The following is an 18,260-nucleotide window of genomic DNA, read 5'->3' as shown; positions in this document are numbered from 1 at the left end:
GAGCGGGCCGTGATGGGAGGGAGTCTCCCCGGGGGGAGGGCGGGCACGGCGGGCTTCATTGAGTGAGCGTCGCAAGCGCGTCTGAATGGGGGGTGACGCGGGGATGTCGTGCGGGCGACCGGGTGCGGGGCCGTAGGGGGCCGCGGGGCCCCCTGCGACCCCGCTGCGGGGGGTGCGGCCGTCAGGCGTGCCGGCGGCGGAGGAGCCGGAAGGCGGCGTAGGTCGCGAGCCCGGCGACGACGATACAGATGCCGGATTCGACGAGCTGGAGGGGCCAGAAGTGGGAGGCGGGGTGGATGTCGATGTAGTCGCTGACGCCGCCGCGGGCCGTCATGCACCCGCGCGGGTTCCCAGGGGTGGCGAAGCAGTCGCCGGAGCGGATGCGGTCGCCGGCGGCGGTGACCATGCCGCTGTCCACCAGCCAGGAGCTGGAGACCCCCTCCGGCAGCTCGTTCCCGGTGAGCGTCCTGACCGGCCACAGGCCGGGGCGTACCCAGGCCAGCACCGCCAGCGCGGTGCCTGTGATCAGCACCGTGACGCTCATCGTCACGACCGTGCGCCGTACGAGGAGCCCGACGACCGCGCCGACGGCGAGGCCGAGCAAGGTGTGTGCCAGCGGTACGACGCCGTGCGAGACGTACATGGTCGGCTCGTACCAGTACGTGGGGTAGTCGTGCGCGGGGCCGGTCGTCCAGGCCCAGTAGAAGGCCAGGCTGAGCAGCGGCACACCCACGACGACGAACGCGGCCGGCACGGCCAGCTTGGCCGCGAGCCAGCGCGCCGGGTGCACGCCCTGGGTCCATGCCAGTTTGTACGTCCCGGACTCCATCTCCCGTGCCAGCATCGGGCCGGCGACGAACGCGCCGAACAGGGCGGGCAGGACGAGCATGCCGAGGGCGGCGTACTCGACGAGGTGCCGGGCGGCCCACTGGTCGTCGGAGTACTCGCGGGCCGGCTGAAAGCAGTTCGGATCCAGGCTGCCGACGGTGCAGCCGGTCGCGCGCAGGACATCGGCCGTGTGGCCCGACCAGAGCCACGAGCCGACCAGTGCCGTCACCGCCACCACGCCCAGCGCCAGCGCCACCCACAGCGCCTTGCGGTGCTGCCGCACCGTCACCCAGTACGGGCCCTTCAGCGTCATGAGGCTCATGCGGGGGCTCCTTCGGGGGTGCGGAGGTGGGCTAGGAGAAGGTCTTCCAGGGTGGGTTCCGTGGCCTCCCAGGGGCCCTCGACCGGGCCCTCGTGGCGTATCAGGGCGGTGAGCTGACGGCCTGTCGTGCTCGACGAGACCACCGTGTGCGGGGACAGGTCCGCCACCGGGCCCGTCAGCAGCGTGTGCGCGGCGAGCAGCTCGTCGATCGGGCCCTCCAGGCGGACCCGGCCCCCGTGGACGAGGAGGAGGTGGTCGCAGGCGCCCTCCAGCTCGGTGAGGATGTGCGAGGACATCACCACGCTCGTGCCGTGCTCCGCCGCGTCCGCCATCAGCGCGCCCATCAGCTCGCGCCGCGCCAGGGGGTCCAGGTCGGCCATCGGCTCGTCGAGGAGCAGGAGTTCGGGCCGCTTGCCGAGTGCGAGGGCCAGGGCGAGGCGGGTGCGCTGGCCGCCGGAGAGCGAGCGGACCTTCGCGTCGCCGGGGAGCGGGCCGCTCGCCACGAGGCGCGCGGCGAGCGCGGCGTCCCAGCGGCCCGGGTTCAGCTCCGCGCCCATGCGCAGCGTCTCGTCCACCGTGAGCTGCCCGTACAGCGGCTTGTCCTGGGCGACGTACGCGAGCCGTTCCCGCGCGGGTGCGGTGATCCGGCCCTCGGTGGGCCGCAGCAGTCCCGCCGCGAGGGCGAGCAGTGTCGACTTGCCGGCCCCGTTGTGCCCGACGAGGGCGCAGATCCGCCCGGCCGGCAGCGCGAAGCCGCAGTCCTGCAGCGCCCACCCCCGGCGCCGGTTGTAGCGCAGTCCGAGGCCCTCGGCCTCGATGACCGGTGCGGTCATGACTGGTCGTCCCCCTTGAAGTGCTGGTCCAGTACGGAAGTGAAGAGCGCGGCCACGTCCTCCCGCTCCAGTCCGGCCGCCCCGGCCCGGCGCGCCCACTCCTCCAGCTCGGCCCGTAGGGGCGAGTCGGCGGGGGTGGTGGTGCCGAGCGTGGCGCGCACGAAGGTGCCGAGGCCGCGGCGGGCCTCGACCAGGCCCTCGCGTTCGAGCTCGCGGTACGCCTTGAGCACCGTGTTCGGGTTGATGGCCGTCGCCTCGACGACCTCGCGCGCGGTGGGCAGCCGGTCGCCCGGCTCCAACAGGCCCATGCGGAGGGCCTGTTTGGTCTGCTGGACGATCTGGAGGTAGGTGGCGACGCCGCTGCGCCGGTCGATGCGGTACTCGACCATGCCCTCTTCCACCACCCTTTCACTATTCGAATAGTGAAAGGGTGGTGGAAAGAAGGGGGCGGTGTCAACCGCCCCCTTCGCGGCCGCGGTTCGTCACGGCTCCGTCCGGCGCCTCACGACCCGTGCGGTGCGCCTCACGACTCCGTGCGGTACATCAGGTCCACCTCGTGCGTCGCGAAGCCCAGCCCCTCGTACACCCGCACCGCCGCCGTGTTGTCCCCGTCCACGTACAGCATCGCCGTCGGCAGCTGCTGCGCCGCCAGGTGACGCAGCCCGATCGCGGTGAGCGCCTTGCCGAGCCCGCCACCCTGCGCGTCCGGCAGGATGCCGACCACGTACACCTCGCCGAGCTGCTCCTCCGCGTGCACCTTCGTCCAGTGGAAGCCGACGAGCCGGCCGTCCTTCTCCGCGAGGAAGAAGCCCTTCGGGTCGAACCACGGCTCGGCCGTCCGGTCGTCCAGGTCCCGCTGGGTGAGCGAGCCCTGCTCGGGGTGGTGGGAGAAGGCCGCCGCGTTGACCGCGAGCCAGGCCGCGTCGTCCTGGCCGGGGACGAAGGTGCGGACCGTGACGCCCGGGGGCAGCGTCGGCTCGGGGATGGCGAGCGGGGTCAACGGGCGCCGCATCTGCCGCAGTTCGCGGAACAGCGTCAGCCCCAGCACCTGCGCGAGATGGCGGGCGGCCGCCTTTCCGCCGTGCGCCCAGACCCGCAGCCGCTTGCCGGAGGCGCCGAGTAGCGCGCTGCCGAGCGCCCGGCCGTGCCCGCGCCCGCGGTGGGCGGGGTGCACGACGAGCTCGGCGGCCGGGGCCTCGATCGGGTCGGTGTCCTCCAGCTGGGCGTAGCCGCGCAGTTCGGTGCCGACGGTGAGCAGCAGGTGGCTGATGCCCTCGCGGCTGCCGTGCCGTAGATACAGCCGGCCCTGCTCGGAGATGGCGTGGACCCCGTCGACGCGGTCGGCCTCCGCGAGCAGTTCGAGGACCTGGTCGATCTGCTCGGGGGAGAGCTCGTCGTAGGTGCGGATCTGCCGTCCGGGCTCCAGGGCCGGCGTCGAATCAATCGTCATGAGTACGAGCCTACGGCGGCGGGCTCGGCAAGTCGGCGAAGTCGGTGTGGCAAGAGTCAACCCGCTTGTAACCCGCCGACCCCTGTTGCGCTACGCGCGTTGACTCTAGGCTGCATCGCTGGGCCGAGAGTCAAGCGACGCCGCACAAGGGGCGCGGGGGCCTAAAGGGGAGACATGTCTACGACACGGAAGAAGAACAGAGCCGTACGGCGGATACTCGCCGCCGGCGCGGGGATCGCCACGGTCGGCGCCCTGGTGGCGGCGCTGCCCGCCGGGGCCTCCGACAGCAAGGGCGGGGGCGGCTACGGCCAGGGGCGGTACGTCGACGTCCAGCTGCTGTCCTTCAACGACCTGCACGGCAACCTGGAGCCGCCGACCGGCTCGTCGGGCCGCCTCACGCGGCTGAAGCCGGACGGCGGCACCGAGACCGTCGAGGGCGTCGGCGGCGTCGAGTACCTCGCCACGCATCTGCGGAACGCCCGCAAGGGCAACCCGTACTCCGTCACCGCCGCCGCGGGCGACATGATCGGCGCCTCGCCGATGGTCTCCGGGCTCTTCCACGACGAGCCGACCATCGAGGCGCTGAACAAGCTGAAGCTCGACGTCAGCTCCGTCGGCAACCACGAGTTCGACGAGGGCGCGCGTGAGCTCGCCCGGATGCAGAACGGCGGCTGTCACCCGGTCGAGGGCTGCTTCGAGGAGGGCACGACCTTCCGGGGTGCGAAGTTCCCGTACCTCGCGGCCAACGTGACGGACGAGAAGACCGGCCGGCCGATGCTCGACCCGTACTTCGTGTGGGAGCGCGACGGCGTCAAGGTCGGTTTCATCGGCGTCACCCTGGAGGGCACGGCCGACATCGTGTCGGCCGAGGGCATCAAGGGCCTGAAGTTCGGCGACGAGGTCGAGACGATCAACAAGTACGCCAAGGTGCTGGAGCGCAAGGGCGTGAAGTCGATCGTCGCGCTGCTCCACGAGGGCGGCATGCCCGCCTCGGGCGCGTACAACTACGACTGCGACACCCCGGGCGCGGGCGCCGGTATCTCCGGCCCGATCGTCGACATCGCCAAGAACGTCACCCCGCAGGTCGACGCCCTGGTCACCGGTCACACCCACCAGGCGTACGCGTGCACCATCCCGGACCCGTCCGGCAAGCCGCGCACGGTCACCTCGGCGGCCTCGTTCGGCCGGCTGTACACCGACACGACGCTGACCTACGACCGTCGTTCGAAGGACATCGTCCGCACCGCCGTCGCCTCCGCGAACCACGTCGTCACCCGTGACGTGAAGCCGGCGAAGGACATGACCGACCTGATCGGCCGCTTCAAGACGCTGGCCGCGCCGATCGCGAACCGCCCGGTGGGTCACATCTCGGCGAGCATCGAGAACCCGCTCACCGATCCCAAGGACCCGTTCGCCACCAGCGAGAAGCCGCTCGGCAACCTGATCGCCGACGCGCAGCTGGAGGGCATGGCCCCGGCCGACAAGGGCGGCGCGCAGCTCGCGCTGATGAACCCGGGCGGCATCCGCGCGCCCCTGACCCACGCGCAGTCCGGCGGCGAGGGCGACGGCGTGGTGACCTACGGCGAGGCGTACACCGTCCAGCCGTTCACCAACATGATGACGGCGGTCGACCTGACCGGCGCCCAGCTGATCACCACGCTGCAGCAGCAGGTCAGCGGCCCGAACCTGGCCTCCCCGAAGATCCTTCAGGTCTCGAAGGGCTTCACGTACACCCTGGACACGACCAAGACCGGCGCGGACCGGATCGTGGTCGACTCGGTGCGGCTGAACGGCGAGGCGATCGACCCCGCCAAGACCTACCGGGTCGCCATGAACGAGTTCCTGGCCGGTGGCGGCGACGGCTTCGCCGTCCTGAAGGAGCACAAGAACAAGCTGGTCGGCGCGTCCGACCTGGACATGTTCACCGCCTACCTGGGCGCCCACTCCTCGGCGAGCGCCCCGCTGGCGCCGCCGGCGCTGGGCCGGATCACGCTCGTCAAGTGACCCTGAGGTAGCGCCTCGTACGAAGGGGGCGGCGGCCGGTGCGACCGGTCCGCCGCCCTTTCGCGTGCACGGCCCTGTTGTGGTTGTCGCGTACGCGTCATACTCCGCGCATGGACCGACGACGCTTCCTCGCGGGAGCCGTGGCAGCATCCACCGCCGTCCTCGTCGGGGCCCCGTCCGCACGGGCGGCCGCCTCGACCCAGGACTGGATGGCCGGCCACGGCGACCCCACCCCGCTCCAGCGGCTCACGATCCCCGGCACCCACGACTCCGGCGCCCGCTTCGGCGGCCCGTGGAGCGCGTGCCAGAACACCACCATCGCCCAGCAGCTCGACTCCGGAATCCGGTTCCTCGACATCCGCTGCCGGGTCACCGGGGGCTCCTTCGCCATCCACCACGGCTCCTCGTACCAGAACATGATGTTCGGCGACGTGCTGGTGGCCTGCGCGAACTTCCTCGCCGCGCACCCTTCCGAGACCGTGCTCATGCGGGTCAAGCAGGAGTACTCCTCCGACTCCGACGCCACCTTCCGCGCGATCTTCGACGACTACCTCGACAACCGCGGCTGGCGCCCGCTGTTCCGCATCGGCGACCGGCTGCCCACCCTCGGCGAGGCCCGCGGCAAGGTCGTCCTCATCGCCGACAACGGCGGGCTGCCCGGCCTCAAATGGTGGGACGGCGGGGCGATCGCGATCCAGGACGACTGGAACGCCGTACCCGACGCCAAGTACCCGAAGATCGAGGCGCACTTCCGCGCCGCCGTCGAGCAGCCCGGCAAGCTGTACATCAACTTCGTCAGCACGTCCGCCTACCTGCCGCCGCGCTGGAACTCCGACAACCTCAACCCGCGCGTCCACCGCTTCCTGGACGGCACCGCGAGCGGCTGGAAGGGCCTCGGGATCGTCCCCATGGACTTCCCGAACACCCGCTCAGGACTGGTCGAGTCCCTCATCCGCCACAACTGACGGCGGGGGCGTCGGCGCCCCCGGCAGCCGGATCACGGCCGCCGTGCCGCCGCCCTCCGCCGGGACCAGCGCCACCGTGCCGCCCGACTGCCGCACCGTCCGCGCCACGATCGACAGACCCAGGCCCGAACCCGGCAGACTGCGCGCCGACGGCGACCGCCAGAACCGGTCGAAGACATGCGGCAACTCGTCCGCCGGGATACCCGGACCGTGGTCCCGCACCGTCAGCGTGCCGTCCGGCGCCAGGGTCACCTCGACCGTGGAGCCGGGCGGCGAGAACTTCACCGCGTTGTCCAGCACGTTCACCAGCGCCCGCTCCAGGCCGGCCGGCTCCGCCCGTACGTACCAGGGGGCCAGCTCCGTCGCGAAGGTCAGCTCCGGCCCGCGCAGCCGCGCCCGGCCGAGCGCCGAACGCAGGATCTCGTGCAGCCCCACCACCTCCAGCGGCCCCGGCGCCACCGCGTCCGGCCGGGCCAGCTCCTGCAGGTCGCCGATCAGCGCCGCCAGCTCCGTCATCTGCGCCTTCACCGAGGCCATCAGGGCACGGCGGTCGTCCGGCGGCAGCGCGCGGCCGGTCTCCTCGCTGCGCGCGAGGAGTTCGACATTGGTCCGCAGCGAGGTCAGCGGGGTCCGCAGCTCGTGCCCCGCGTCCGCGATCAGCTGCGCCTGCCGGTCCCGGGAGGACGCGAGCGCCGCGGTCATCGCGTTGAACGAGCGCGACAGCCGGGCCACCTCGTCCTCGCCCTCGACCGGGATCCGTACCGTCAGGTCCTCCGTCGCGGCGACGTGCTCGACCGCGTCGGTCAGCCGGTCCACCGGCTTCAGCCCGGCCCGCGCCACCCACAGCCCGACCGCCCCGGCCCCGATCACGCCGATGCCGGAGACCAGGAGCAGCACCCAGGCGAGCGTGGCCATCGAGTTGTCGATCTCGGACGTCGGACGGGCGATCGACACGCCCACGAAGCCCTGCCCGACCCGGGCCGGGTACGTGAAGACCCGCATCTCCCGGCCGTCCTCGGCCCGTTCCGTGTGCAGCGTGTCCGCCAGCGCGCCGCGCGCCACCGCCAGGTCCGACGGCCGCACCGGGATCGGCGAGGGCCCGTACGTGCACGCCCTGCCGGAGGGCAGCACGATCTGCACGGTGGCCGTGGCCGCCGGCAGCGGCATCTCACCGGTGCCGTTCACGCAGGTCAGCGCGAACGGGCCGACCTGGCTGCTGTCCAGGCCCGAGTTCCGCAGCGACGCGTCCCGCTCCTCCTCCAGCTGCGCCCGCGTCACGAACCAGCACGCCGCCGACACCACCGCCACCGCCAGAGCCACCGCCGTCGCCGTCAGCATCGCCAGGCGGGAGCGCAGCGGCAGCGCCCGGAACCGGCCGGCCAGTCGCATGCTCACGCCTCTGCTCACGCCTCGCCGCCGGACCGCAGCGCGTACCCGACGCCGCGCACCGTGTGCACCAGGCGCGGCTCCCCGCCGGCCTCCGTCTTGCGCCGCAGGTACATCACGTACACGTCCAGGGAGTTCGAGCTGGGCTCGAAGTCGAAGCCCCAGACGGCCTTCAGGATCTGCTCCCGGGTCAACACCTGCCGCGGATGCGCCAGGAACATCTCCAGGAGCGTGAACTCGGTCCGGGTCAGCTCGACCGGCCGCTCGCCGCGTGTCACCTCGCGGGTGGCCAGGTTCATCCGCAGATCGGCGAACGCGAGCACCTCGCCCTCCGGCTGCGGCTCCGCCGGGCGGACGTACGAGCTGCGCCGCAGCAGCGCCCGGATCCGGGCGAACAGCTCGTCCAGCTCGAACGGCTTGACCAGGTAGTCGTCGGCGCCCGCGTCGAGGCCGGTGACCCGGTCGCCGACGGTGTCCCGGGCGGTCAGCATCAGGATCGGCAGCGTCGCGCCCGAGGCCCGGATGCGCCGGGCCGCCGTCAGCCCGTCCATGCGGGGCATCTGCACGTCGAGGACGACGAGCTCGGGGTGGTACGACTCCAGCTTCGCGAGCGCGTCGAGGCCGTCGACGGCCTCCTCCGTGGCGTAGCCCTCGAAGGCGAGCGAGCGGCGCAGTGCCTCGCGGACCGCGGGCTCGTCGTCGACGATCAGGATGCGTTCGCCTTCCGGCGCCGGACCAGTCATGGGCCCAGACTCGCACGCCGGGGCGTCGGCCGGGCCGGGCTCCGGTCCGTGCGCGCTCAGTTGTCGCCGCCGGAGCGCAGGGCGTCCAGATCGGCCTTCACGGTGTCGATCGGGATCGCGAAGCCGAGGCCGACGCTGCCGGCCGTCGAGCCGCTCGCGGAACTCGGCGAATACATCGCGGAATTGATGCCGATGATCTCGCCGTTCATATTGATCAGCGCGCCGCCGGAATTCCCCGGATTCAGCGAGGCGTCGGTCTGGATCGCCTTGTACGTGGTCTTGGAATCGCCGGTGTCGCCGTTGAACTCCTGGCCGCCGAACTCGAAGGGCCAGCCCTCCCGCGGAGCGCTCTGCTGCTGCTCGTCCTGCTCCTTCGCCACGGTCACGTCTCGGTCCAGGGCGGAGACGATGCCGGAGGTGACGGTGCCGGTCAGGCCCTCGGGGGAGCCGATCGCGACGACCTCCTCGCCGACCTTCACCTTCGACGAGTCGCCGAGCGCCGCGGCCTTGAGGCCGGAGGCGCCGCGGAGCTTGATCAGCGCCAGGTCCTTGCCGGGGTCGGTGCCGACGACCTCGGCGGAGTACCGCTTGCCGTCGCCGGTCCGCACGGTCAGCTCCGAGGCCCCGGAGATCACGTGGTTGTTGGTGACGATCTCGCCGTCGGAGGTGATGATCACGCCCGAGCCGGTGGCCCGCCCGGAGGTCCCGCTCGCGGAGATCTCCACGATGGACGGGGAGACCGCCTCGGCCACGCCCGCGACGGTGCCCTTGCTGCCCGCCGCGACGTTGGTGCCGGCCACGGTGCCGGAGCCGGCCGCGACCGGGTCGGCGGTGTACTGCTGCACGAGGGTGGCCGTGCCGCCGCCGACGGCCGCCGCGGCGAGCGCCACGGCGACGAGCAGACCGACGCCGCGCCTGGCCCTCCCCCTAGGGCTTCGCTCCGGGGGGACCCCCAGCGGAGCGGGGGAGGCGTGCGCCGGACCGGGCTCGTACGGGGGCTGCGGCGGGTAGTACGGCTGCTGGGGCTGCTGGTAGTAGTCCGTCATGGCCACGACTCTCGGAGCCGTTCATGAGAAACGTCTGAGGACGGACTGAGAAGCCCGGCAGAAGCCTGTATGCCCGATATAAGGACGGGGCGGACGCCGCGTCGTCAGTGGCAGCCGCAGGAGCGGCGGACCACCAGCGCGGACGGGAACTGCCGCACCCGCTCGCGCCGCGAGCCCGCGACCCGCAGCGAGTCGTCCAGGACCAGGTCCACCGCGGCCCGGGCCATCGCCGGCCGGTCCGAGGAGATCGTGGTCAGCGGCGGATCGGTGAGCCCGGCTTCCTTGACGTCGTCGAAGCCCGCGACCGCAAGCTCGCCCGGCACGTCGATGCGCAGCTCGCGGGCCGCGCGCAGCACGCCGATCGCCTGGTCGTCGGTGGAGCAGAAGATGGCCGAGGGCCTGTCCGGGCCGGAGAGGATCTTCAGACCCACCTGGTACGCGTCGTAGCGGTTGTACGGGGCCTCGAAGAGCAGGCCGTCGGTGGGCCGGCCGGCCTCCTGCATCGCGCGCCGCCAGCCCTCGACGTGGTCGGCGACCGGGTCGCCGACCGACGGGGTGTCGGGTACGCCGCCGAGACAGGCCACATCCCTGTGTCCGTGCTCCAGGAGGTGGCGGGTGGCCATCTGCGCGCCGCCGATGTCGTCGGTCACCACGGCCACGTCGTCGATCGCCTCGGGCCGCTCGTGCAGCAGCACCACCCGCGCGTCCCAGGCCTCGATCTCCTGCGCGGCGCGCTCGCTGGGGCCCTGGCTGACCAGGATCAGCCCGGCGACCCGCATGCCGAGGAAGGCCCGCAGGTAGTGCACCTCGCGGTCGTCGCGGTAGTCGGAGTTGCCGACCAGCACCATCTTGCCGCGGTCGGCGGCGGCCCGTTCGACCGCGTGCGCCATCTCGGCGAAGAAGGGCTGCCGGGCGTCCGGCACGATCATGCCTATGAGGTCGGTCCGCCGCGACGCCATCGCCTGGGCCACCCGGTCGGGCCGGTAGCCCAGCTCCTTGATGGCGGCGAGGACACGCTCGCGCGTGGCCGGGGCGACCGGCCGGGGTCCGTTGTTGATGACATAGCTCACGACCGCGGTCGAAGTACCCGCCAGTCGCGCCACGTCGTCCCGCGTCACCTTGGCCACGCGCGAAGTCTACGCGGGGGGACTCACCTCTTGGCAGGTCGGGCTGTGGCATCCACCACGTCCCTGTCCCCCGCGGGGGTGGCGTCCAGGGTGTCGTCCTTGACGCCGGCGTCACGATCGGCCCGGTTGCCGTCCTTCTTCGCCCGGGCCTCCTCGGCCGCGCGCTCCACCTTCTCGGGCGTGACGAAGCGGTAGCCGACGTTGCGCACGGTGCCGATCAGCGACTCGTGCTCGGGGCCCAGCTTGGCCCGCAGGCGCCGTACGTGGACGTCGACCGTCCGGGTGCCGCCGAAGTAGTCGTAGCCCCAGACCTCCTGCAGCAGCTGCGCCCGGGTGAAGACCCGGCCGGGGTGCTGCGCGAGGTACTTGAGCAGCTCGAACTCCTTGAAGGTCAGGTCCAGGACCCGGCCCTTCAGCTTGGCGCTGTACGTGGCCTCGTCGACCGACAGGTCGCCGTTGCGGATCTCCATGGGGGAGTCGTCGGCCACGATCTGCTGGCGGCCCATGGCCAGCCGCAGCCGCGCCTCGACCTCCGCGGGGCCGGCCGTGTCGAGCAGGACGTCGTCGATGCCCCAGTCGGCGGTGACGGCCGCCAGGCCGCCCTCGGTGACCACGAGGATCAGCGGACAGCCGGGGCCGGTGGAGCGCAGCAGCTGGCAGAGCGACCGGACCTGCGGCAGGTCGCGGCGGCCGTCGACGAGGATCACGTCCGCGCCGGGGGTGTCCACGAGGGCCGGGCCCTCCGCGGGGGCCACCCGTACGTTGTGCAGCAGCAGGCCGAGGGCCGGCAGCACCTCGGTGGACGGCTGGAGTGCGTTGGTGAGAAGCAGCAGCGAACTCATCGCACGCCCCCTGTCCGGGTCGTCGTCCGGTTTCTCTTCGGTCGGTCGTGCTCGGTTCGCTCGCCCATCACGTCGGTTCCTCCTCGGTCCCTGCGAGGCGTTTGCGCTCACTTGCAGCTCTCGCGCCCTGAGAGCTTTCGTTCACCTGCTCGTAACAACGGCGGCAAAACACAAAAGGACCCGGTGGCTGCGTCGCCCGGATCCTCTGCCCAGCAGAATAGCCCAGAGGAGTTCCGAGCAAGAGGGTCGATTTCACATGGTGGATGTTTCCTCGATCACGTACGGCCCTCGTCGCGCAACCTTGACGACGGACGACGGTGTCCGTATCGAGGCGGTCTACGAACCGTGCGCGGCGGGTCCCGTCCGGACTGCCGGTACGGAAAGTGTGACCGATTCCGCGCGGACCGCCATCGTGGTGGCACACGGCTTCACCGGCTCGGCCCAGCGGCCCGCGGTGCGCCGCGTCGCCGGCGCGTTCGCGCAGCGTGCGGCCGTGGTCACCTTCTCCTTCCGCGGTCACGGCGGCTCCGGCGGGCGTTCCACGGTCGGCGACCGGGAGGTGCTCGACCTCTCCGCGGCCGTCCGCTGGGCGCGTGAGCTCGGCCACGAACGGGTGGTCACGGTGGGCTTCTCCATGGGCGGCTCCGTGGTGCTCCGGCACGCCGCACTGGAGAGGGGGCGTACGGAAGCGCACACCGATGCGGTGTGCGCCGTGAGCGCCCCCGCCCGCTGGTACTACCGGGGGACGCCGTCGATGCGCCGCGTCCACTGGGTGATCACCCGCCCGGTCGGCCGGCTCGTCGGCCGGTACGGCCTGCGGACCCGCATCCACCACCAGGACTGGGACCCGGTCCCGCTCTCGCCGGTCGAGGCGGTCCCGCTGATCGCGCCGACCCCGCTGCTGATCGTGCACGGCGACCGCGACCCGTACTTCCCCGTCGACCACCCCCGGATGCTGGCCGCCGCGGCCGCTTCGGCGGGCGGCCCGGCCGAGCTGTGGCTGGAGCGCGGCATGGGTCACGCGGAGAACGCGGCCGGCGGGGAGCTCCTCGACCGGCTCGGCGGCTGGCTCGTGCGCGGATAGACGATGATGGGGGCGGCGCGCACACGATCGAAGGGAGCGCCGCTATGGCAGCGGGAACCATCCGCTACTGGGCCGCGGCCAAGGCCGCCGCGGGCGTCGCCGAGGAGCCGTACGCCGCGGAGACCCTGGCCGAGGCGCTGGACGCGGCCCGCGCGCGGCACCCGGGCGAACTGGTCCGCGTCCTGCAGCGCTGCTCGTTCCTCGTCGACGGCGATCCCGTCGGGACCCGCGCGCATGAGACCGTACGGCTGGCCGAGGGCGGCACGGTCGAGGTGCTCCCGCCGTTCGCAGGAGGGTGAACACCGGTAATGAGCAGTGACCAGCAGTACGGGTACGGCGAGCAGCCGCAGCCGTACGACCCGTACGCGCAGCAGGCGCAGCAGCAGGGGTACGCGGCGCAGCCGCCGTACGGCGAGCAGCAGTACCCCGGGGAGCAGCCGTACCCGCAGCAGCAGCCGTACGGGCAGCAGCCCTACGGCGGCGGTCACCAGGACACGGGCGCGACCCAGACCTGGGAGGGCCAGACCTGGGACACCCAGTACCAGCCCACCGTCGCCCCGGGCGGCCCCGCGGCCCACGCCGCCGCCGAGACCGCGTACCTCCCGCCGCAGCACGCCGCGGCGCTGCCGCCGGAGGCCCCGACGGCGTACCAGGAGCCGGTCGCCGCCGCCCCGGTCGCGCCCGCCGCGCCCGAGGCCGGGCCCGCGTACTCCACGCCCACCACCGCCGGCAACACCCGCATCACCGACGCCCAGCGCGCCCGCGCCGAGGGCCGCTCGCCGATCATCGCCCCCGGCATCCAGCCCGCCGCGCTGACCGCCGTCCTGGGCGTCCTGCTCGCCGCCGGCGCGGCCGTCGGCGAGTACGCGCTGCTCGTCCCCCTGGTCCTGCTGCAGGCCGTCACCGCCGCCGGCTGGTTCCGGCTCAACGGCATGTGGCCGGCCCGGCAGGGCATCGCGCTCGGCTTCGTCGGCGGCGTCGCCGCCGACCTCGCGCTGCTCGCGGCCGGCCGGGACAACGCGCCCGCCGCGATCCTCGGCACGCTCGGCGTCTGGGTGCTGCTCTCCCTCGTCCTGCAGCTGCGCAGCCACGCGGACCCGGACGAGCGGATGTACGGCCTGACGGCCACCGTCGCCTCGGCCGCCCTCGCGATCCTGGCCGCCGGCCACCTGGGCGCCGACCCGGACGCGGTCGTCGTCGGCGGGCTCGCCGTGGCCGCCGCGACCCTGGCGCGGGCGCTGCCGCTGCCCGAGGCGGCCTCTGTGGCCGTCGCGCTGCTCGCCGCCGCGGGCGCGGGCATCGCGGCGGGCGGGTTCACCGGCTTCGGTGCGGCCGGCGCGGCGGGGCTGGGCCTGGGCGCGGGCGTGTGCGCGCTGGTCGGCCTGCGGGTCGCCAGCTACGACTACCCGTCCCGCTTCGTGCACATGACCGCCGGTGTCGCGCTGCCCCTGACGCTGGCCGCGCCCGCCGTCTACCTGCTGGGACGGGCTCTGGTCTGAGCCCCGCGGAACCATCCGGCCCCCTGACTCGTCGATGGACATGTCAGGGGGCCGGATCTTTTCCGGGGCTTACGTCGGGGCTTTTCGGATGGGAAGCGAGGGACTGCGGGGCATGCGGGCACTGCGTGTGGTGTTGATCGTCGCCGTACTGCTGGGCGGGGTGCTGGTCGGCATCGACCGGCTCGCGGTCGGGTACGCGGAGTCCGAGGCGGCCGACCGGATCATGCTCGGCGAGGCCCGCGTGGGCTCGACCGAGGTGGACATCAAGGGCTTCCCCTTCCTCACCCAGGTCGCCGACCGGAGCTTCGACGAGGTCGACGTCACCGTCGGCGGGGCGGAGACGCAGGCCGGGAAGAAGCGGGTCCGGCTGACCGAGCTGTCCGTGTCCCTGAAGGACGTCACCGTGGACGACGACTGGCGGGGCGCGCGGGCCGGCAGCGTGAGCGGCACCGCCCTGGTCTCGTACGAGGACCTCACCGCGGCGGCGGCCAGCAACGTCTCGGTGGCGTACGGCGGCAACGGCAAGGTGAAGGTCACCGGCACGTTCCGGTTGCCGCTGATCGGGCGGACGATGACGCGGAGCGTCGTGTCCACCGTGACCCTGGTGGACGGCAAGACGGTCCGGGTGCGGGCCGACGAGGTGCCCGGCGAGGGCATCCCCGGCCTGGAGGAGCTGGTCCGCTCGCGAACCGACTTCGAGCGGAGTGTGGGCGCGCTGCCGCCGGGCATGAAGCTGGCGGGGATCGAGGCGCGCGAGGACGGCGTGGCGATCGCGGTGACGGGGACGAATGTGGTCCTGACGGGGTGAAACGACCGTCCTGGCCGCATGCTGAGACGTCCCTGTCCGACCTGTAGAAACAGCAGCGGGGCAGTGGTGCGGAACCCGCCCCGAATCGGACCTGCCGGGTGATCGTGTCTCGCATCCTGGACGATCGTGTCTCAAAATACGACACACCGGTGACATGGCCGCCTGTCCGTCCCTACGATCGGACCCATGAAGCGACAGGCGGATCTCACGAAGCGGCGGGCAGTAGACCTGTGCCGCGTCGCCGCCATGCTCTGTCGCTCCGTCTAGCGGGACGCCCGTCTCCCGTATTCCCCCAGGCCCCACGACCGACCGTCGGGGCCGCCCCGTGTAGCCGTACGCCGTACGCACGCGACGACGCGTACCCGCACCACCCCTGCACGCCACCCGCCGCACACTGCCCCGGAGGAATCATCATGGCTCGCACCGACGTCCTGGTCGACGCGGACTGGGTCGAGGCCAACCTCGACAATCCGCAGGTCGCCGTCGTCGAGGTCGACGAGGACACCTCGGCCTACGACAAGAACCACATCCGCAACGCGATCCGGATCGACTGGACCAAGGACCTTCAGGACCCGGTCCGCCGTGACTTCGTCGACCAGGAGGGCTTCGAGAAGCTCCTGTCGGCCAAGGGCATCGCGAACGACACCACGGTCGTCCTCTACGGCGGCAACAACAACTGGTTCGCCTCCTACGCGTACTGGTACTTCAAGCTCTACGGCCACCAGGACGTGAAGCTCCTCGACGGCGGCCGCAAGAAGTGGGAGCTCGACTCCCGCGACCTGGTCTCCGAGGTCCCGGCCCGCCCGGCCACCGAGTACAAGGCCAAGGCCCAGGACGCCTCGATCCGCGCGTTCCGCGACGACGTCGTGTCCGCGATCGGCGCCCAGAACCTCGTCGACGTGCGTTCGCCTGACGAGTTCTCCGGCAAGCTCCTCGCCCCGGCCCACCTGCCGCAGGAGCAGTCGCAGCGCCCCGGCCACGTGCCGAGCGCCCGCAACATCCCGTGGTCCAAGAACGCCAACGACGACGGCACCTTCAAGTCGGACGACGAGCTCAAGGCCCTCTACGAGGCCGAGCAGGTCGACCTGGCGAAGGACACCATCGCCTACTGCCGCATCGGTGAGCGCTCCGCGCTGACCTGGTTCGTGCTGCACGAGCTGCTCGAGGTCCCCAACGTCAAGAACTACGACGGCTCGTGGACCGAGTACGGCTCCCTCGTCGGTGTGCCGATCGAGCTCGGCGCGAACAAGTAAGCCCCTCTCACCAGGACAGGACTGAAGACCATGTGTGGAGCACCCATCGGCGGCCCCGACGTCAGCACGCTGAAGCCCGGTGAGACGGCCATCCAGGGCCAGATCACCAAGGACGGCGAGCCCGTCGCCGGCTACGTCCGCCTTCTCGACAGCACCGGCGAGTTCACCGCCGAGGTCCCGACCTCGGCCACCGGCCAGTTCCGCTTCTACGCGGCCACCGGCGAGTGGACCCTCCGCGCCCTGATCCCCGGCGCCCAGGCCGACCGCAAGGTCGTCGTCGCGGAGACCGGCAGCCTGACGGACGTCGCGATCGCGGTCTGAGTTTCGACGCGCCCCTCGCACCGCTCGGCGTCAGGGCGCCCTACGGGCTTCGAGCCGCTGCGCCGCCGTGACGTCAGCCGCTCCGCGGCGGGCGTCCGTCGGAGTCCGGCGCAGCGCGAAGTCTCATCTACCGGCCGGAGGGCCGTGCCTCCTGGGGGGTTGGACGCCACCAGGGTTCGAGGCACGGCCCTCCGGTCTGTCCGGACACGGTGGACCGGGCCTACGCTGGGGGTATGTATGCGCGGCGGCGGCGTGTCTACTTCTGGATGATGGGCGTCTGCCTGGCCCTCTTCGTGGGCGCCTGGGCCGTCGTGCGCCTGTGGTCGATGCCAGCCGCCATCGCGATGTGCGTCGTGGCCATGGTCATCCCGCCCGTCGCGGCCATGATGGCGAACCGGCGGGGACCCGAGGACCGCTGGTGGGACGATCCCTCGGGCGACCCGCAGTCGGACGAGTGGTGGGACGAGCTCGACGGCAGGAAACGCCGGGACTCGTAGCGGTTCGGCCGGGCAGATCCGGCGATGTCCCCGTGGACCCGGTGGTTCTCCTAATAGACGAGCGCCTGCGTCCCGTCCGCCATCGCCTCCTGGACGAAGACCTGCGCGCCGGCGATGCGGACGCCGTTCAGGACGTCCTGCTCGGTGATCTCGCGGCGGGCCGCGCACTGCGTGCACAGGGTGATCCGGCCGCCCGCGAGGATCGACTCGATCAGGTCCGGAAGCGGTGCGGCGTGCGGGAGTTCGAACTCGGCCGCCTTGTCCGGCAGCGCGAACCACGACGACTCGCCGGTCAGCCAGAGCGAGACCTCCACCCCGCTCGCCACCGCCACGGCGGCCACCGTGAAGGCCTGGGAGCAGCGTTCGGGGGCGTCGGCCCCCGCGGTCACCTTGATCACGAGCTTCTTCGCCATATGCCGAACTGTAATACTCGGCAGGGCAACCCCCCACGCCCCTAGGGTGTCGGACTTGTGCGCGGGTTACGGAACCTGCGCTTCAGGTCCTGTGGGGGGACTCTTTTGGACACCACCGGAAGAAGGCGCGGGAGAACCGCGCTGATCGTCGCCGTCGCCGCCGTCCTCGGCGTCGTCGGCGGCACGGCCGTCGGATACGGCATCCAGGCGCAGCGCGAGCCGACACCGCTGCCCGCGCTCAACCAGGCGGACCTGCGCTATCCCGCGCCGCTCCCGAAGGGGCACAAGGCCAAGCCCCTGAGCGCCGCCGAGGACCGCCGGGTCCGCACCGAGGGCGACCTGCGCAAGCTGCTGCTGCCGCGGCCGGCCGGCACGAAGAGCGCGGGGTCCGAGTTCGGGGACGGGTGGATGTCGGCCCCCGGGTACGCCTCCTACTTCGAGGAGCCGGGTGGGGCGCTCGCGTACCAGCTGGAGAACGGCATCCGGCGCATCGCCGCCGTCTCGTGGCGCACGGGCAAGTACCGGACCACCGAGATCCGCCTCGTGCAGTTCCGGTCCACCACCGTCCACGGCGCCCGTGAGCACGCGGCGGACCAGCAGGGCTACATGCCCGGCGACGAGTACGCCCGCAGCGAGGGCGAACCGCTCGCCGGCTCGGGCAACGGACGCTTCTACGTCTTCCCGGTCGAGAAGAAGGCGGGCTACCTGGACCTGTACGAGGCCCGCGCCTACGCCCACCGCGGCGACATCATGCTCGAGATCTTCATGTACGACACGAAGAAGATCTCCCCGAAGGACATCAAGTCCGTGGCCGAGCGGCAGTTGAGGCGGCTGTGAAC

Annotated in this window: 21 protein-coding genes; 11 read left to right on the top strand and 10 right to left on the bottom strand. The window is 72.2% G+C overall.

All coding sequences use genetic code 11. From position 1 onward, the window contains the following. Positions 1–181: 181 nt before the first annotated feature. From ABZO31_RS15410 to mshD, 4 genes are all read right to left on the bottom strand, one after another. Positions 182–1,150, bottom strand: a complete 969-nt coding sequence (locus tag ABZO31_RS15410; RefSeq protein ID WP_406861794.1) for a hypothetical protein — start codon at positions 1,148–1,150, stop codon at positions 182–184. Continuing rightward, on the bottom strand, positions 1,147–1,983 hold the full coding sequence (locus ABZO31_RS15405; protein WP_406861793.1) for an ABC transporter ATP-binding protein: 837 nt from the start codon (positions 1,981–1,983) through the stop codon (positions 1,147–1,149). Before ABZO31_RS15405 ends, ABZO31_RS15410 begins: the two co-directional genes overlap by 4 nt. Beyond that, positions 1,980–2,372 carry a GntR family transcriptional regulator gene (locus ABZO31_RS15400; RefSeq protein WP_406865363.1) on the bottom strand — a complete coding sequence of 131 codons (393 nt, stop codon included), beginning with the start codon at positions 2,370–2,372 and terminating at the stop codon, positions 1,980–1,982. Before ABZO31_RS15400 ends, ABZO31_RS15405 begins: the two co-directional genes overlap by 4 nt. A gap of 134 nt (positions 2,373–2,506) precedes the next feature. Next, positions 2,507–3,433 carry a mycothiol synthase gene (mshD, locus tag ABZO31_RS15395; protein ID WP_406861792.1) on the bottom strand — a complete coding sequence of 309 codons (927 nt, stop codon included), beginning with the start codon at positions 3,431–3,433 and terminating at the stop codon, positions 2,507–2,509. A gap of 174 nt (positions 3,434–3,607) precedes the next feature. Between mshD and ABZO31_RS15390 the strand changes: the two genes are divergently transcribed. Both ABZO31_RS15390 and ABZO31_RS15385 read left to right on the top strand, forming a co-directional pair. Continuing rightward, a complete protein-coding gene (locus tag ABZO31_RS15390; RefSeq protein WP_406861791.1) occupies positions 3,608–5,437 on the top strand; it encodes a bifunctional metallophosphatase/5'-nucleotidase in 1,830 nt (609 codons plus the stop codon). A gap of 110 nt (positions 5,438–5,547) precedes the next feature. After that, entirely contained in the window at positions 5,548–6,402 is an 855-nt protein-coding gene (locus ABZO31_RS15385; RefSeq protein ID WP_406861790.1) for a phosphatidylinositol-specific phospholipase C, read from the top strand. Here ABZO31_RS15385 and ABZO31_RS15380 read toward each other — a convergent pair. From ABZO31_RS15380 to ABZO31_RS15360, 5 genes are all read right to left on the bottom strand, one after another. Further along, complete coding sequence (locus tag ABZO31_RS15380) at positions 6,367–7,791, bottom strand: sensor histidine kinase (protein ID WP_406865362.1); 1,425 nt, start codon at positions 7,789–7,791, stop codon at positions 6,367–6,369. The genes ABZO31_RS15385 and ABZO31_RS15380 overlap by 36 nt on opposite strands. Before the next feature lie 14 nt (positions 7,792–7,805). After that, positions 7,806–8,531, bottom strand: coding sequence for a response regulator transcription factor (locus ABZO31_RS15375; RefSeq protein ID WP_406861789.1), 726 nt, complete (start codon positions 8,529–8,531; stop codon positions 7,806–7,808). Positions 8,532–8,587: 56 nt separating this feature from the next. Then, a complete protein-coding gene (locus ABZO31_RS15370; protein ID WP_406861788.1) occupies positions 8,588–9,577 on the bottom strand; it encodes a S1C family serine protease in 990 nt (329 codons plus the stop codon). A gap of 104 nt (positions 9,578–9,681) precedes the next feature. Beyond that, positions 9,682–10,704 carry a LacI family DNA-binding transcriptional regulator gene (locus tag ABZO31_RS15365; protein WP_406861787.1) on the bottom strand — a complete coding sequence of 341 codons (1,023 nt, stop codon included), beginning with the start codon at positions 10,702–10,704 and terminating at the stop codon, positions 9,682–9,684. A 23-nt stretch (positions 10,705–10,727) separates the two neighbouring features. After that, a complete protein-coding gene (locus tag ABZO31_RS15360; RefSeq protein ID WP_406861786.1) occupies positions 10,728–11,546 on the bottom strand; it encodes a winged helix-turn-helix transcriptional regulator in 819 nt (272 codons plus the stop codon). Between the two features lie 256 nt (positions 11,547–11,802). Between ABZO31_RS15360 and ABZO31_RS15355 the strand changes: the two genes are divergently transcribed. The 8 genes from ABZO31_RS15355 to ABZO31_RS15320 all read left to right on the top strand — a co-directional run bounded on the left by ABZO31_RS15355 (position 11,803) and on the right by ABZO31_RS15320 (position 17,008). Then, positions 11,803–12,630, top strand: a complete 828-nt coding sequence (locus ABZO31_RS15355; RefSeq protein ID WP_406861785.1) for an alpha/beta hydrolase family protein — start codon at positions 11,803–11,805, stop codon at positions 12,628–12,630. Positions 12,631–12,674: 44 nt separating this feature from the next. Beyond that, complete coding sequence (locus ABZO31_RS15350; RefSeq protein WP_406861784.1) at positions 12,675–12,929, top strand: MoaD/ThiS family protein; 255 nt, start codon at positions 12,675–12,677, stop codon at positions 12,927–12,929. 9 nt (positions 12,930–12,938) lie between these two features. Beyond that, the gene (locus tag ABZO31_RS15345) at positions 12,939–14,129 is read left to right on the top strand and encodes a hypothetical protein (protein WP_406861783.1); all 1,191 of its coding nucleotides are present in this window, start codon (positions 12,939–12,941) and stop codon (positions 14,127–14,129) included. Positions 14,130–14,241: 112 nt separating this feature from the next. Continuing rightward, a complete protein-coding gene (locus ABZO31_RS15340; RefSeq protein ID WP_406861782.1) occupies positions 14,242–14,937 on the top strand; it encodes a DUF2993 domain-containing protein in 696 nt (231 codons plus the stop codon). Positions 14,938–15,123: 186 nt separating this feature from the next. Beyond that, positions 15,124–15,204: a putative leader peptide gene (locus ABZO31_RS15335; RefSeq protein ID WP_350497993.1), complete on the top strand. Its 81-nt coding sequence runs from the start codon at positions 15,124–15,126 to the stop codon at positions 15,202–15,204. Positions 15,205–15,350: 146 nt separating this feature from the next. Then, complete coding sequence (locus ABZO31_RS15330) at positions 15,351–16,190, top strand: sulfurtransferase (RefSeq protein ID WP_406861781.1); 840 nt, start codon at positions 15,351–15,353, stop codon at positions 16,188–16,190. A gap of 30 nt (positions 16,191–16,220) precedes the next feature. After that, positions 16,221–16,511 carry a DUF1416 domain-containing protein gene (locus ABZO31_RS15325; RefSeq protein ID WP_406861780.1) on the top strand — a complete coding sequence of 97 codons (291 nt, stop codon included), beginning with the start codon at positions 16,221–16,223 and terminating at the stop codon, positions 16,509–16,511. 233 nt (positions 16,512–16,744) lie between these two features. Then, positions 16,745–17,008 (top strand): DUF3099 domain-containing protein, encoded by a 264-nt coding sequence (locus ABZO31_RS15320; RefSeq protein ID WP_406861779.1) that lies wholly within the window; start codon positions 16,745–16,747, stop codon positions 17,006–17,008. Between the two features lie 50 nt (positions 17,009–17,058). On the opposite strand, the gene ABZO31_RS15315 is transcribed toward ABZO31_RS15320, so the two are convergent. Continuing rightward, positions 17,059–17,421 (bottom strand): DsrE family protein, encoded by a 363-nt coding sequence (locus ABZO31_RS15315; RefSeq protein ID WP_406861778.1) that lies wholly within the window; start codon positions 17,419–17,421, stop codon positions 17,059–17,061. Between the two features lie 105 nt (positions 17,422–17,526). Between ABZO31_RS15315 and ABZO31_RS15310 the strand changes: the two genes are divergently transcribed. Further along, positions 17,527–18,258 (top strand): hypothetical protein, encoded by a 732-nt coding sequence (locus tag ABZO31_RS15310; RefSeq protein ID WP_406861777.1) that lies wholly within the window; start codon positions 17,527–17,529, stop codon positions 18,256–18,258. Positions 18,259–18,260 lie beyond the last annotated feature (2 nt).

Source organism: Streptomyces solicamelliae (assembly GCF_045348655.1).
GTDB classification, from domain to species: Bacteria; Actinomycetota; Actinomycetes; order Streptomycetales; family Streptomycetaceae; genus Streptomyces; species Streptomyces solicamelliae.
This window is presented reverse-complemented; position numbering and strand designations above follow the sequence as displayed.